Annotated in this window: 18 protein-coding genes; 9 read left to right on the forward strand and 9 right to left on the reverse strand. The window is 66.3% G+C overall.

Going from position 1 to position 14,285, the window contains the following annotated elements; genetic code table 11:
* Window positions 1–351: 351 nt before the first annotated feature.
* A complete protein-coding gene (locus P3W75_RS08715) occupies window positions 352–1,089 on the forward strand; it encodes an amidotransferase (RefSeq protein WP_276226971.1) in 738 nt (245 codons plus the stop codon).
* A 177-nt stretch (window positions 1,090–1,266) separates the two neighbouring features.
* On the opposite strand, the gene P3W75_RS08720 is transcribed toward P3W75_RS08715, so the two are convergent.
* From P3W75_RS08720 to P3W75_RS08735, 4 genes are all read right to left on the reverse strand, one after another.
* A complete protein-coding gene (locus tag P3W75_RS08720; RefSeq protein ID WP_276226972.1) occupies window positions 1,267–2,238 on the reverse strand; it encodes a magnesium and cobalt transport protein CorA in 972 nt (323 codons plus the stop codon).
* 87 nt (window positions 2,239–2,325) lie between these two features.
* A complete protein-coding gene (locus P3W75_RS08725) occupies window positions 2,326–2,547 on the reverse strand; it encodes a hypothetical protein (protein WP_276226973.1) in 222 nt (73 codons plus the stop codon).
* 363 nt (window positions 2,548–2,910) lie between these two features.
* A complete protein-coding gene (locus P3W75_RS08730; protein WP_276226974.1) occupies window positions 2,911–3,102 on the reverse strand; it encodes a hypothetical protein in 192 nt (63 codons plus the stop codon).
* Between the two features lie 181 nt (window positions 3,103–3,283).
* Window positions 3,284–3,973 (reverse strand): crotonase/enoyl-CoA hydratase family protein, encoded by a 690-nt coding sequence (locus P3W75_RS08735; RefSeq protein WP_276226975.1) that lies wholly within the window; start codon window positions 3,971–3,973, stop codon window positions 3,284–3,286.
* Between the two features lie 225 nt (window positions 3,974–4,198).
* Here P3W75_RS08735 and P3W75_RS08740 point away from each other — a divergent pair, with 225 nt between their 5' ends.
* Complete coding sequence (locus P3W75_RS08740) at window positions 4,199–5,473, forward strand: hypothetical protein (protein WP_276226976.1); 1,275 nt, start codon at window positions 4,199–4,201, stop codon at window positions 5,471–5,473.
* 21 nt (window positions 5,474–5,494) lie between these two features.
* Complete coding sequence (locus P3W75_RS08745) at window positions 5,495–5,779, forward strand: GNAT family N-acetyltransferase (protein ID WP_009623398.1); 285 nt, start codon at window positions 5,495–5,497, stop codon at window positions 5,777–5,779.
* A gap of 60 nt (window positions 5,780–5,839) precedes the next feature.
* Here the strand turns inward: P3W75_RS08745 and P3W75_RS08750 are convergent, their stop codons facing one another.
* Both P3W75_RS08750 and P3W75_RS08755 read right to left on the reverse strand, forming a co-directional pair.
* Window positions 5,840–6,916 carry a 3-deoxy-7-phosphoheptulonate synthase gene (locus P3W75_RS08750; protein WP_276226977.1) on the reverse strand — a complete coding sequence of 359 codons (1,077 nt, stop codon included), beginning with the start codon at window positions 6,914–6,916 and terminating at the stop codon, window positions 5,840–5,842.
* Window positions 6,917–7,080: 164 nt separating this feature from the next.
* Complete coding sequence (locus tag P3W75_RS08755; RefSeq protein WP_276226978.1) at window positions 7,081–7,500, reverse strand: PilZ domain-containing protein; 420 nt, start codon at window positions 7,498–7,500, stop codon at window positions 7,081–7,083.
* On the opposite strand from P3W75_RS08755, the gene P3W75_RS08760 reads away from it, so the two are divergent.
* The 5 genes from P3W75_RS08760 to cysB all read left to right on the forward strand — a co-directional run bounded on the left by P3W75_RS08760 (window position 7,499) and on the right by cysB (window position 11,499).
* Complete coding sequence (locus P3W75_RS08760) at window positions 7,499–7,888, forward strand: thioredoxin (protein ID WP_276226979.1); 390 nt, start codon at window positions 7,499–7,501, stop codon at window positions 7,886–7,888. The genes P3W75_RS08755 and P3W75_RS08760 overlap by 2 nt on opposite strands.
* Window positions 7,889–8,848, forward strand: coding sequence for a putative 2-dehydropantoate 2-reductase (locus P3W75_RS08765; RefSeq protein ID WP_276226980.1), 960 nt, complete (start codon window positions 7,889–7,891; stop codon window positions 8,846–8,848). It abuts the gene before it with no gap.
* A 17-nt stretch (window positions 8,849–8,865) separates the two neighbouring features.
* On the forward strand, window positions 8,866–9,777 hold the full coding sequence (locus P3W75_RS08770) for a 5'-nucleotidase (RefSeq protein ID WP_276226981.1): 912 nt from the start codon (window positions 8,866–8,868) through the stop codon (window positions 9,775–9,777).
* Window positions 9,778–9,841: 64 nt separating this feature from the next.
* Window positions 9,842–10,330, forward strand: coding sequence for a universal stress protein (locus P3W75_RS08775; protein ID WP_276226982.1), 489 nt, complete (start codon window positions 9,842–9,844; stop codon window positions 10,328–10,330).
* A gap of 194 nt (window positions 10,331–10,524) precedes the next feature.
* Entirely contained in the window at window positions 10,525–11,499 is a 975-nt protein-coding gene (gene cysB, locus P3W75_RS08780) for an HTH-type transcriptional regulator CysB (protein ID WP_276226983.1), read from the forward strand.
* 54 nt (window positions 11,500–11,553) lie between these two features.
* Here cysB and P3W75_RS08785 read toward each other — a convergent pair whose 3' ends face one another.
* From P3W75_RS08785 to P3W75_RS08795, 3 genes are all read right to left on the reverse strand, one after another.
* A complete protein-coding gene (locus P3W75_RS08785; protein WP_276226984.1) occupies window positions 11,554–12,186 on the reverse strand; it encodes a phosphatase PAP2 family protein in 633 nt (210 codons plus the stop codon).
* Between the two features lie 101 nt (window positions 12,187–12,287).
* Entirely contained in the window at window positions 12,288–12,632 is a 345-nt protein-coding gene (locus P3W75_RS08790; RefSeq protein WP_276226985.1) for a hypothetical protein, read from the reverse strand.
* 63 nt (window positions 12,633–12,695) lie between these two features.
* Window positions 12,696–13,430 (reverse strand): phosphoadenylyl-sulfate reductase, encoded by a 735-nt coding sequence (locus tag P3W75_RS08795; RefSeq protein ID WP_276226986.1) that lies wholly within the window; start codon window positions 13,428–13,430, stop codon window positions 12,696–12,698.
* 186 nt (window positions 13,431–13,616) lie between these two features.
* Between P3W75_RS08795 and thrH the strand changes: the two genes are divergently transcribed.
* Window positions 13,617–14,234 (forward strand): bifunctional phosphoserine phosphatase/homoserine phosphotransferase ThrH, encoded by a 618-nt coding sequence (gene thrH / locus P3W75_RS08800; protein ID WP_346429854.1) that lies wholly within the window; start codon window positions 13,617–13,619, stop codon window positions 14,232–14,234.
* The last annotated feature ends 51 nt before the right edge of the window (window positions 14,235–14,285 follow it).

Genomic DNA, 14,285 nt, shown 5'->3' on the forward strand with positions numbered 1-14,285 from the left:
CCCCGGACCCACCATGCCCAACACCCCCGCCCTGATCATCATCGACATGCAAAGGCAGAGTCCACGCCATGGCCCTGGGCAACCTCCAGGGCGAGTACGCCCAGGTGCTGGACGCCTCGCAGGCGCTCGCTCTGGCACGGGGCGGCTGAGCGTTCGGGGACCGTAGGTCGCCATCGATTTCAGCGGGATTGCTGTGCGACGATTTTTCGGGTATTTCCCCTGAAATTCCGACGCATGGAATGGCTTTGCCATCTTGTGTCGTGAAAAAACAGTGTGTAGTTTTCACGGGGCGTGCAGTTTGTTAAGAAAACGCGCGTTCGTGTCCGCTTAACATCAGGAACCCACCACTACATGTCGCTGCAAATCTGCATTCTGGAAACCGATATCCTGCGTCCCGAGCTGATCGGCCAGTACACTGGCTACGGCTGGATGTTCCAGCAGCTGTTCGCCAAGCAACCGGTGCCCGCCGAGTTCAAGGTGTACAACGTGGTGGAAGGGCACTATCCGCCCGACAGCGAGCATTACGACGCCTATCTGGTGACCGGCAGCAAGTACGACTCCTTCGGCAGCGAACCCTGGATCGAGAAGCTCAAGAGCTACCTGCTCAGCCGCTACGAGCGCGGCGACAAGCTGCTGGGCGTGTGCTTCGGCCACCAACTGCTGGCCCTGCTGCTCGGCGGCAAGACCGAGCGCGCCGGCCAGGGCTGGGGCGTGGGTATCCACGATTACCGCATCGAAGAACAGCCGCACTGGATGCTGCCGGCGCTGAACGACCTGACCCTGCTGGTCAGCCACCAGGACCAGGTCACCGAGCTGCCCGAAGGCGCCCGGCGCATCGCCAGCAGCGACTTCTGCCCGAACGCCGCCTACGCCATCGGCGACCAGGTGCTGTGCTTCCAGGGCCACCCGGAGTTCGTCGCCGACTACTCCCACGCCATCCTCGACCTGCGCCGCGAGATCTTCAGCGAGCCGGTCTACCAGAAGGGCGTGGACAGCCTCGGCCGCCCGCACCAGGGCGCGGCCGTCGCCGAATGGATGATGCGTTTCGTCCGGGACGGGCGGAAGAAGGACGAGCAGAGCGCTGCCTGAAGCCGCCTCCGCACCGAAAAAACGCCGCTCCCAGGAGCGGCGTTTTTCATTGGTGGGCGCGCGCGGCCTGCAAAGGCGCTGGGCTCCGCGTTCGCGGGAGTGACGGAATGAGCTGCCGCGTTCCTCCTGGCGTCATCCCCGCGAACGCGGGGACCCAGGGCATTCGCGACTCTGCTCCTACAGCCAGTCCGCCTGCTTGAAGCTGACGTACAGCCCCACGCAACCGATCACCAGCAGGCCCATCACCAGGAAGTAGCCGTAGTGCCAGTGCAGCTCGGGGATGTACTCGAAGTTCATCCCGTAGATGCCGGCCACCGCGGTGGGCAAGCCGAGGATCGCCGCCCAGGCGGCGAACTTGCGTTGCACCACGCTCTGTCGCGACGACTCCAGCAGCAGGCCGACCTCGATGGTCTGGCTGGCGATGTCGCGCAGCGAGTTGAGGTCTTCCAGCAGGCGGTTGACGTGGATCGCCACGTCGCGGAAGTACGGGCGCATCTGCTTGTCGATGAAGGGGAAGTCCAGGCGTTGCAGCTCCTGGCAGATTTCCACCATCGGCGCCGCGTAGTGGCGCAGCTTCAGCACCTCGCGGCGCAGGCCGTAGATGCGCTCGATCTCTTCCTGGGTCAGCGAGGTGCGCAGGGCGCGTTGTTCCAGGCCCTCGATCTCGCCACGGATTTCCTCGACCACCGGCTCGTAGTTGCCGACCACGAAGTCGAGCAGGGCGTAGAGCACGAAGTCGGTGCCGTGGGCCAGCAGCAGCGGGCGCGCCTCGCAGCGCTGGCGCACCTGCGAGTAGGACTGCGAGAAGCCGTGGCGGGCGCTGATGATGTAGCCGATGCCGGCGAACAGGTGGGTTTCCACGAACATCAACCGGCTGTCCGCGCGCACCGGCGAGTAGATCACCATGAACAGCGCGTCGCCGAAGGTTTCCAGCTTCGGCCGGCTGTGCTTCTCCAGGGCGTCGGAGATGGCCAGTTCGTGCAGGTTGAACTGCCGTTGCAGGTTCGCCAGTTCCTCCGGGGTCGGCTCCTGCAGGCCGGTCCAGACGAAATGGTCGGGCTGGCAGGCCCAGCGATAGCCCTCTTCGAGAGGAATGTCGGAAACCTTCTTGCCCTTGCAGTACACGGCGGATGCGACGACTCGGCCCATGGTGCGCTCCCCAGGCAGGCACCGGCAGGCGCCGGCGCGGATCTGATTGAGTATGGGCAAGCCGGCGCCAGTCGCCAGCGGGGTGCGTCAGGAGTGCGGGCGCAGGCTCTGCTGGAGCACCGCCAGGGCGTTGGGCACCGCCTCGTTGAAGCGCTGGAACAGGGCGCTCTTGTCCACGCCGTCGGGCTGCACGTTGCGGGCGCCCTGGAAGCCGCCGGTCAGCGCCAGCAGCACCAGGATGACGATGCCGTACAGGCCGATGCTGGCGAGGGCGCCGTTGCGCAGGTGGCGGGCGGTCGAGTGGTGCATGGCGGTGGCTGCCGGAAGTGGGAGTGGGCCCAGTTTCCCAGCAGTCTCATCGATGGAATAACGATGTTCGTTGCTTTCAACTATCAGCGCGCTTGATGTTTTCGCGTTGCCTGGCTGGGCGAGGCCAACCTGAAGAGGCTTGGGAACTGTTCGTGGGAAAAGGCGCATCGCGTCGAAGTCGGAATGGTTCGCGGCCTTGCGCTGTCGAGCCTGGCCTGCCCGATTCGGCGTTGCGCGGTCTACCGCCAGGGTGTCGCCGCCGACGGGAAGCTCGGCTGAGGCAGCGCTGGCGGGATGGCGCGCCTCGGCGGGAAGCCGTGGCGCGCGGAGCCGGGCGCGGTTCATGCTGGCGTCCCCCGTGGCTCAGCCCTGGTGGCCGGCCTTGGCGGCGTCCTGCTGGTGCTGGGCGGTCTGGTCGGCCTGGTGCTGCATGGCGGCCTGGCTCAGGTTGACCATGCGGTTCTGCATCAGCGAGGACTCCTCGGCGAAGCTGGCCTGGGCGGCGAACAGGGTGGCGGTGGCGAGAATGGCGCTGGCGATCAGTTGCAGTTTCATGATGAACACCTCGTTGCGTTTGCTGGCTTGACTGTGGGTTCATCAATAGGTTAACGCGCAATAATTTTCGAAAAAGATCGATATGGCTGAATCACCTTTGCCTTTTGAGTAACTATTGGAAAAACGTCTATCCACAAAAAAGCCCGGCGCTTGGCCGGGCTTTTTCGTGACGGACGCAGGCTCAGGCGAGGTGCTTCTTGTCCTGCTCGATGGCCTGGTCGAGGGTCTCCAGCAGCTGGCGACGGACCTTCAGCTTGGTGTTGCGGTGCGCGGTCATGTTCAGCTTCTTCAACTGCTGAGCGGCGGCGCGGGCGGTGTCGAGCAGCTCCTCGGCGGCTACCACCTTGTCGAGGAAGCCGGCGGCCATGGCCTCCTGCGGGGCGAACATCTCGGCGTTGATCACCGAACGGTTGAACGCCGACTTGCGCAGGCGATCACGGGCCAGCTCGATGCCGACGTGGTGCATGGTCATGCCGATGGCCACTTCGTTCAGGCCGATCTGGAAGGGGCCCTCGACGCCGATCCGGTAGTCCGCCGACAGCAGCAGGAAGGCGCCCTTGGCCACGGCGTGGCCGGGGCAGGCGACGATCACCGGGAACGGGTGGGCGAGCATGCGCCGCGCCAGGGTGGAGCCGGCGGCGACCAGGGCCACGGCGTTCTCCGGGCCGGAGGTCATCACCTTGAGGTCGTAGCCGCCGGAGAGGATGCCCGGCTGGCCGGTGAGGATGACCACCGCGCGGTCCTGCTCGGCGCGGTCCAGCGCCTGGTTGAGGGCCTCGATCACGGCCGGGGAGATGGCGTTCACCTTGCCGTTGGCGAGGGTCAGGGTGGCGACGCCGTCGTCGAGTTGGTAGCCGATCAGTTCACTCATGGCAGGACATCCGGAAAAGAAGTGAGGCGCAGAACATACTGGCGCCCATGGCGACCGTAAAGCGTTCTGTCCGACCGGCCGGTCACCATTGAAATGCGACCTGCATCACTCTCTGGCGGGGCATCCGGCGGATTTCGCGGGGTGCGCGTGGAGGCGGATGGGCCCTGCTGTTAAGCTGCCATCATCGTGCAATGTATCAACCCGCCTACAAGGAAGTCCGTCCGGATGTCGAAGCTGCTCAAGTGGGGCCTGCTCGGAATCGTCGCCGTCGCCCTGATCATCAAGGTTTCCCTGTGGTTGTCGGTGCGCAGCATCGTCGACGACGCGGTGGCGCGGCTCTCGCCCATGGTCGAGATCACCTACGGCGGCATTTCCTCGTCCTTCGACGGCCGCGTCGGCCTGAAGAATGTCGAAATCCGCGTGCCGGCCGCCCGCGACAGCCTCAAGGTGGCCCACGCCCAGCTGAAGTTCGACGGCCTGCGCGAGCTGCTGAGCTTCAAGGAGCGCCTGGCCGAGGGCAAGTTGCCCAAGCAGATGGCCATGCAGCTCAGCGGTGTCGAGCTGCAGATGCACGGGCCGTTCATGCAGGCGCTGTCGCAGCAGCCGGCGGAGAGCAGCGTGTTCACCGCGATGAGCGAAGTGGCCTGCGGCAACGTGCAGAACATCGGCGCGGACGAGCTGCTGCAGATGGGCTATCGCACCCTGGAGTCGGATGTCGAGTTCTCCTATCGCTTCGAACCCGGCGCGCAGAAACTCACCTTCAACCTGCGCTCCGACGCCCGCGGCATGCTCGACAGCCGCGTCAGCATGTCCCTGAGCAACGTTTCCGAGCGCCCCGGCGACATGCGCGTGAACCCGCCGCGGGTCTCGCAGGTCACCGTCGAGCTGGACGACAACCAGTACCAGCGCAAGGTCCAGGAGTTCTGCGCGGCGCGCCTGGGCGTGAAGCGCGACGAGTACCTCAAGCTGGCCCTGGCGCAGTTCGACAAGGCCATGCGCAGCCAGCGCGTGGCGCTGGACAAGCCGCTGCTGGACGCCTACGCCCGCTACCTGGCCGACCCGCAGTCGCTGCGCCTGGAGCTGAACCCCAGCGAAGGCATGGCCTGGAATGGCCTGGAGTTCTTCGAGGCCAAGGACGTGGTCGGCATGCTGCGCCCGGTGGTGCTGGTCAACCAGCAGGCGGTCGACCCGATCGGCTTCGCCTGGGTCGACCCGATGAAGCACAAGATCACCGTGGATTCGGCCACGCAGAAGATTTCCGCCGAAGAAACGGTTGAGTCGGAGAAGAGAACGCAGCAATATGGCTTCGTTAACATCGACAGCCTTGCCCAGTACACCGGCAAGCGCCTGCAGTTCGTCACCTTCGATGGTGCCTATTATCAGGGTGTACTGCACAAGGTGGAGAACGGCCGAGTCTATATCACTGTCCTCATAGGGACGGGCTCGGCCGAGATGAACCTCCGCCTGACCAAGATCAATCAGGTGCGGGTCGAGTTGTAGACCCGCAAGAGGAGAGTGCAAGTGAGTGAGTCGTTGTCCATCCATCATGATGAGTCCAGCCACCAGTTCGTCACGACGGTGGACGGTCATCGTGCCTATCTGGCCTACATGGATCTGGGCAAGCAGACGCTGGACATCTACCGCACCTTCGTACCCGACAGCCTGCGCGGCCGCGGCATCGCCGCGGCGCTCACCGAGCACGCGCTGCAGTACGCCGAGCGCAAGGGCTACAGCGTGATTCCCTCCTGCTCCTACGTCGAACGCTACCTGGAGCGCCATCCGCGCCACGCCGACCGCATGGCCTGAAGCGCCAGACAGACATGAAAACGCCGGGCATCTGCCCGGCGTTTTTCATTGCCTCGCGGGTCAGCCGCGCTGGCGCTTGGGCAGCACGTCCCTGAGCTTGGCGTGCATGCTGCGCACGGCCTTCTCGGTGGTGTCCCAGTCGATGCAGGCGTCGGTGATGGAGACGCCGTACTGCAGCTGGCAGAGGTCCTTCGGGATCGGCTGGCTGCCCCAGCCCAGGTGGCTTTCCACCATCAGGCCGACGATGGAGTTGTTGCCCTCGGCGATCTGGTTGGCGACGTTGTCCATCACCAGCGGTTGCAGGGCCGGGTCCTTGTTGGAGTTGGCGTGGCTGCAGTCGACCATCACGTTCAGCGGGATCTTCGCCTTGTTCAGCTCCTGCTCGCACAGCGCCACGCTCACCGAGTCGTAGTTCGGCTTGCCGTTGCCGCCGCGCAGCACCACGTGGCCGTAGCGGTTGCCCTTGGTGGTGACGATGGAGACGCCGCCTTCCTGGTTGATGCCGAGGAAACGGTGCGGGCTGGAGACCGACTGCAGGGCGTTGATCGCCACGGTCAGGCTGCCGTCGGTGCCGTTCTTGAAGCCGACGGCCGAGGACAGGCCGGAGGCCATCTCGCGGTGGGTCTGGGATTCGGTGGTGCGCGCGCCGATCGCCGACCAGCTGATCAGGTCCTGCAGGTACTGCGGGGAGATCGGGTCGAGCGCCTCGGTGGCGGTGGGCAGGCCCATCTCGGCGAGGTCGCGCAGCAGCTGGCGGCCGATGTGCAGGCCATCCTGGATCTTGAACGAGTCGTCCAGGTAGGGGTCGTTGATCAGGCCCTTCCAGCCCACGGTGGTGCGCGGCTTCTCGAAGTACACGCGCATCACCAGGAACAGCGTGTCGGCCACTTCGGCGGCCAGCACCTTCAGGCGCTCGGCGTACTCGTGGGCGGCCTTGATGTCGTGGATGGAGCAGGGGCCGATGACCACGAACAGGCGGTGGTCCTTGCCGTCGAGGATATCGCGGACGACCTGGCGGCCGTGGGCGACGGTGCTGCGGGCGGCTTCGGTCAGGGGGATTTCGCGCTTGAGCTGATCCGGCGTGATCAGGGTCTCGTTGGAGGCAACGTTAAGGTCGTCGATCTGTAAATCAGCCATCGTGGTACTCATCAGGTCACGGGTGCCGGCCGCCAGTAACCCCCATGCGATGGGGCGCAGGCATGAATCTCGCTACGGGGAAGACGAACCTTAACGCGTCGGGCGCCGGCTCGACAATGGGCAGACGTGCGGAAAATGCCCGAGCGACGGGGTCTTGCGCCGTTTCACAGGGCGCAGAACAGGGGAAAGTCAGCGGCGTTGCGGGCGATCCACTCCAGCGCGGTGTCCTGCAACGGCTGGGCCTGGCCGGATTCGCGCTCGCGCTGGCGGCGGAAGTGCTCGATCTGGCAGACCTGCTCGACCATCCGCGCGCGGAACAGCGTGTCCTCGTCGATGAAGGCCACGCCCACCAGGTAGTCGTCGTTCTGCTTGCGGCTCCAGGCCACCACGCCGGGGTAGCGCGCGGCGTCGCCCAGCAGCGGGATGCGCAGTTCCACCGAGGTGCCGCGGCGATAGCCACGCGGGGCGTTGCAGGCGACCCCGCCGAGGCTGATATTGTACAGGCGCTGGCGGGGCAGGAAGGTCTGTTTGCGGACCACCAGCTCCACCGGCAGATCACAGGGGTGACGCAGGAACTGTCGCATGACGGAGTACTCCGACTGCAATCTTTTAGGTGTTGGCATTGAGCAGAGTATAGTGCCGTCCCTCGAACTCACCGACCTCGACGCCGATCACCGGCTGCTGGAGCTGACCGGCGACTCGCTGCTGATCTTCAGCGCCGAGGGTTGCGCCTCGTGCCGCTGGGCCCGCGCCCAGCTGCCGGGCATGGGCCTGCCGCTGCAGCGCCTGTGCTGGGTCGACGCCGGGCGCAACGGCGGCCTGGTCGAGCGCTACGAAGTCTTCAACCTGCCGGCGCTGTTCCTGGTGCGCGACGGGGCCTTCCATGGCCGCCTCGACGCGCCGCTGCGCGCTGGTCCACTGGCCCAGGCGTTACGCGCCGCGGCCCTGCGAGAGCCCGAGGAATTGCCCTGAATGACCGCTTCTCCCGTTCGCATCGGCGTCATCGGCACTGGCGCCATCGGTGGCTACTACGGCCTGATGCTGGCCCGCGCCGGCTTCGACGTGCACTTCCTGCTGCGCAGCGAGTACCCGGTGGTGTCGGCCAACGGCCTGCGCCTCAACAGCCAGGTGCACGGCGCGTTGTCGCTGGCGCCGGTGCAGGCCTATGGCGACGTCGCCGAAATGCCGGCTTGCGACTGGCTGCTGGTGGGCGCCAAGACCACCGGCAACGCCGAGCTCGCGCCGCTGATCGCGCGGGCCGCGGCGCCCGGCGCCAAGGTCCTGCTGCTGCAGAACGGCCTGGCGGTGGAGGAGGGCTTGCGTCCCTTGCTGGCGGACTCGCTGCACCTGCTCGGCGGGCTCTGCTACATCTGCGTGCACCGCTCTGCGCCCGGCGTGATCGAGCACCAGGCCCTGGGCGCGGTGCACCTGGGCTACCACTCGGGTCCCGCAGGTGATACCGCGCAGGGCCAGGCCATCGCCGAAGCGGGCGCCGCGCTGTTCCGCGCCGCCGGCCTGGATTCCCAGGCGATGCCCGACCTGGAGCACGCACGCTGGCAGAAGCTGGTGTGGAACGTGCCCTACAACGGTCTTTCGGTGCTGCTCGACAGCGGCACCCGCGCGCTGATGGCCAACGCCGACAGCCGCGCGCTGATCGCCGCGATCATGGACGAGGTGATGGCCGGCGCCGCCGCCTGCGGGCATGTGTTGCCGGCGGGCTACCCGGCGGCCATGCTGGACGCCACCGCGCGCATGCCCGACTACCTGCCGAGCATGTACCACGATTTCCTCCAGCGGCGTCCGCTGGAGCTGGGCGCCATCTACGACGCGCCGCTCGCCGCGGCCGCGGCGGCCGGCCAGGCAATGCCGCGTACCGAGGCGCTGTGGCGTGCGTTACGCTTCATCGACGCGCGCCACACGCAAGCGCGCTGAACCGCGGGGGGCGGAACATGAGCAAGGGACTGGGCGACAAACTGGTGGTGGCGATCTCCTCGCGGGCGTTGTTCGACCTGCGTGAAAGTCATCGCATCTACGAGGCCGAAGGCGTGGAAGCCTATCGCCAGTACCAGATCGGCCACGAGGACGAAGTGCTGCCGCCGGGCGACGCCTTCGCCCTGGTGCAGAAGCTGCTGGGCCTCAACGAGGTGCTGGAGCGCCAGCTGGTGGAAGTGGTGCTGGTTTCGCGCAACAGCGCCGACACCGGGCTGCGCGTGTTCAACTCCATCCAGCGCCACGGCCTGGGCATTTCCCGCGCGGCCTTCGTCGGCGGGCGCAGCCCCTATCCCTACCTCAAGGCGTTCGGTTGCCACCTGTTCCTCTCCACCCACGTGGAGGACGTGCGCAGCGCGCTGGAGAACGGCTTCGCGGCCGCCACCATTCTCTCCGCCGGGGCGCGCCGCGAGGCCAGCGACGAGCTGCGCTTCGCCTTCGACGGCGACGCCGTGCTGTTCTCCGACGAAGCCGAGCGGGTATTCCAGCAGGGTGGCCTGGAGGCGTTCCAGACACGCGAACGCGAGTCCGCCCGCGACCCCCTGGGCGGCGGCCCGTTCAAGCCCTTCCTGGCCGCGCTGAACCGCGTCCAGCAGGCGTTCCCCCAGGAGGCCTGCCCGATCCGCACGGCGCTGGTCACCGCGCGCTCGGCGCCGGCCCACGAACGGGTGATCCGCACCCTGCGCGAGTGGGACATCCGCCTCGACGAGTCGCTGTTCCTCGGCGGCCTGGACAAGTCGGCGTTCCTCGAAGCCTTCAGCGCCGACGTATTCTTCGACGACCAGCCCGGGCACTGCGAGCGCGCCCGCGAGGTGGTCACCACCGGGCACGTGCCCCACGGCGTCAGCAACGAGCCGCAGACCGCCGGCTAGCGCGGCCCGCCAGGCTTGCTGCTACGCTGCTGATAGGCCCGCCGACCAGGCAGTAGGAGGCCGCATGATCCGATCGATTCTCTACGCCACCGACCTCGGTCTCTACGCCCCATATGTCCTCCAGCACGCACTCTCCATGGCTCGCGCCTACGGCGCCGAGATCCATGTGGTGCACGCCGTGGAGCCGCTCGGGCTGTTCGCCGACTCGGTACTGCAGACCTACCTGGAGAGCGACACCCTCACCGAGCTGCGCGCCAGCGGCCTGAAGACGGTGATGGACAATATCGAGCGGCGGGTGATGGAAGGCTTCCGCGACGAGCTCGGCGAGCTGCACGAGGAGGCCGAGACGATCCGCTCGGTGCGCGTGCTGCAGGGCGACCCGCCGCAGGTGATCCTCGACGAGGCGCGGCGCCTGGGGGTGGACCTGATCGTGGCCGGCAGCCATAGCCACGGCGAGGGCATGAACACCCCGCTGGGGCGAACCGCCGCGCGGGTGGTGCAACTGGCCGAGGTGCCGGTATACCTGGTGCCCATGCTGCAACACCGTTCCTGAGCGCGCCGCGCGACGAACGGCCGGAGGCTCTAGCCCGCGCCATGGGCAGCGGTCGAGGGTTTCGCGAGGGGCGCTTGAGGGGGCGCTGTAGGCAAGCTCAAAAAAAACGTCTAACTTTATTCCTCAAACCATTAATATGGTTATAAAAGCAGAGCCCGGGTCGCGGGCCGCGGCATCCATTTCGAGGAATCTCCATGAAGCTTCAGCAATTGCGCTATATCTGGGAAGTCGCGCACCACGACCTGAACGTTTCCGCCACTGCGCAAAGCCTGTACACCTCGCAGCCCGGCATCAGCAAGCAGATCCGCCTGCTGGAGGACGAGCTGGGGGTGGAGGTCTTCGCGCGCAGCGGCAAGCACCTGACCCGGGTCACCCCGGCCGGCGAGCGCATCATCAACACCGCCGGCGAGATCCTGCGCAAGGTCGAGAGCATCAAGCAGATCGCCCAGGAATTCTCCAACGAGAAGAAGGGCACCCTGTCCATCGCCACCACCCACACCCAGGCGCGCTACGCACTGCCGGGGGTGATCAGCGGCTTCATCAAGCAGTACCCGGACGTGTCGCTGCACATGCACCAGGGCACGCCGATGCAGATCGCCGAGATGGCCGCCGACGGCACCGTCGACTTCGCCATCGCCACCGAGGCGCTGGAGCTGTTCGGCGACCTGATCATGATGCCCTGCTACCGCTGGAACCGTTGCGTCATCGTGCCCCAGGGCCACCCGCTGACCAAGGTGCCGAAGCTGACCCTGGAGCTGCTCGCCGAGCAGCCGATCGTCACCTACGTGTTCGGTTTCACCGGCCGTTCCAAGCTCGACGAAGCCTTCAACCAGCGCGGCCTGGTGCCCAAGGTGGTGTTCACCGCGGCCGACGCCGACGTGATCAAGACCTACGTGCGCCTGGGCCTGGGCGTCGGCATCGTGGCGCACATGGCGGTCGACCCGAAGCTCGACAGCGACCTGGTGATGCTCGACGCCAGCCACCTGTTCGAGTCCAGCGTCACCAAGATCGGCTTCCGCCGCGGCACCTTCCTGCGTGGCTTCATGTGCGACTTCATCGAGAAGTTCGCCCCGCACCTGACCCGCGAGCTGCTGGCCAAGGCCGTGCAGTGCCACAACAAGGCCGAGCTGGACGAGCTGTTCGACGGCATCGAGCTGCCGATCTACTGATTCCCCTGCGCAAAGGAAACGCCCGGCCTGTGCCGGGCGTTTTCGTTTCGCCGGTCAGTAGCGCAGCCAGCCGCGGCTGATCGCAGGCGCCAGCCAGCGTCGATACAGGCCTTCGGCCAGCGCGGTGAGGGCGTCGCCCAGGCGCTGCCAGAGCAGCCAGACCAGGCTGTTGCTCACCGCCGCCACGGCCAGGGCGCCGAGCATGTCCAGCGGGAAATGGATGCCCAGGTAGACCCGCGCATACCCCACCGCCAGGCCGCCCAGGCCGAGCAGCGCGCCGATCAGGTAGGCCTCGTCGAACAGCAGGCTCAGGGCCACGCCGGCGAACAGGGTCAGGTGGTCGCTGGGGAAGGACGCGTTGGCGGCGTGCGCGGTCCAGGCGTGGCCCAGGCCGATGGCGAAGGGCCGTGGATGCGGCCACAGCAGGCCGATCGCCTGGCTCAGCAGCAGCGCCAGCAATGTCACCGCCAGCGCCCGCAGCAGGGCCCCGCGCAGGCGGCAGTCGCCCCAGCACCACAGGCCGAGCAGCGCCAGCGGCAACAGGAACAGCGGCACGCTGGCGATGAAGCGGGCGGCGTCGAGCAGCCAGGTCGGGGTATCGGGCACGGCGTTGATGGCGAGGAACAGCTCGCGGTTGAGGCTTTCCAGCAGGCTGAGGCCGGACGACGAGGGGAGGGTGTTTGACATGATCGGTTTCGCTGGGCGCGCTGCGCAGGATGAGCGGAATCTAGGCGCCAGCGGATGAAGGCCGCATTAACCCGCCGTGAAAAAAGTGTCGCGGGCGTTTTTCAGAGGCGGTCGAGGTCGTTGCGCCGGGCCAGTTCGGCCAGCGCTTCCGGCGAGTCCTGCGGAGCCGGGCCGCGGCCTTCGAGGATTTCGTGGAGGAAACTCATGAAGACGGTGAAGACCTGCTCGTGGCCGTCGTCGTGGCGCACGATGAAGAAGGGCGCGCTGTCCACGCCGTATTGCGCGGCGACCATCCAGCCGGCGCCACCGGGATTGCGCTCGTCGGCGACCAGCACGCGGTCGATGCGCGGCAGGTAGCCGCCTTTCTCCAGGCGCTGCTGCACATCCTTGCACTTGCCGCAGTCCTCGCCGTCGGCGAGAACCTTCTTGACCATGGTGATGCGCATCGATATCGCCTCCCTCTCCCTTGTGGCCTCGGGCGCCGGCGGGGAAGGCCGCCGGCGCGGGGCTCAGGCCTTGCTGATCAGGTTGCCGGCGTGCAGGCCGCATTCCTTCTGGGTGGCTTCCTCCCACCACCAGCGGCCTTCGCGCTCGTGCTGGTTGGGCAGCACCGGGCGGGTGCAGGGCTCGCAGCCGATGCTGATGAAGCCGCGCTCGTGCAGGCTGTTGTAGGGAATCTCCAGCATGCGGATGTAGGCCCAGACTTCCTCGCTGCTCATGCCGGCCAGCGGGTTGAACTTGTACAGCGGCTTTTCCGGGGTGGAGAAGGCGCCATCCAGCTCGACCACCGCCACCTGGCTGCGGGTGCCGGGGCTCTGGTCCTTGCGCTGGCCGGTGGCCCAGGCGCTGACGGTGGACAGCTTGCGCTTGAGCGGTTCGATCTTGCGGATGCCGCAGCATTCGCCGTGGCCGTCCTTGTAGAAGCTGAACAGGCCCTTTTCCTTGACGAACGGCTCCAGCAGGCGCGGGTCCGGGGTCATCACCTCGATGGCGATGCCGTAGTGCTCGCGCACCTGCTCGATGAAGAGGTAGGTCTCCGGGTGCAGGCGCCCGGTGTCCAGGCTGAACACCTTGACGTTCTTGTTGATCTTCCAGGCCATGTCCAGCAGCACCACGTCTTCGGCGCCGCTGAAGGAAATCCACAGATCGTCGCCGAAATGCTCGAAGGCGAACTTGAGGATGTCCTGGGGGGACTTGCTGGCATAGGTCGCGGCGATTTCGGCGACGTCGAACGGCTGGCTCATCAGGCGGTTTCCACTTGTACTTGCGCGGTGCGCTATAAGACCGCCGATATTATCAAAGGCAGGGATATGCCCCTAAATAACCAACAGGAAGGTCGACTGCCTGCTTCGGGTATAAGCGCCGCGTTGCGCCGGCCCGAGGGAGCCGCTAGAGTGCCGCCTTCTGTCAAACCTGCGGGGAAAACGTTCGTGGAAATCGCCTGTCTCGACCTGGAAGGGGTTCTGGTTCCGGAAATCTGGATCGCCTTCGCTGAAAAAACCGGTATCGAAGCGCTGAAGGCGACTACCCGCGATATCCCCGACTACGACGTGCTGATGCAGCAGCGCCTGCGCATCCTCGACGAGCACGGCCTGAAGCTCGCCGATATCCAGGAAGTGATCGCCACCCTGAAGCCGCTGGACGGCGCGGTGGAGTTCGTCGACTGGCTGCGCGAGCGCTTCCAGGTGGTGATCCTCTCCGACACCTTCTACGAGTTCTCCCAGCCGCTGATGCGCCAGCTGGGCTTCCCGACCCTGCTGTGCCACAAGCTGATCACCGACGAGACCGATCGCGTGGTCGGCTACCAGCTGCGTCAGAAAGACCCCAAGCGCCAGTCGGTGATCGCCTTCAAGAGCCTGTACTACCGCGTGATCGCCGCCGGCGACTCGTACAACGACACCACCATGCTCAGCGAAGCCCACGCCGGCATCCTGTTCCATGCGCCGGAAAACGTGATCCGCGAGTTCCCGCAATTCCCGGCGGTGCACACCTACGAGGACCTGAAGAAGGAATTCCTCAAGGCGTCCAACCGCTCGCTCGGCCTGTAACACCGGCTGCGCACGCAAAAGGCCCGCATCTGCGGGCCTTTTTCTTTGGTG

Origin of the sequence: Pseudomonas citronellolis, assembly GCF_029335315.1 — a bacterium.
GTDB lineage: Bacteria > Pseudomonadota > Gammaproteobacteria > Pseudomonadales > Pseudomonadaceae > Pseudomonas > Pseudomonas citronellolis_A.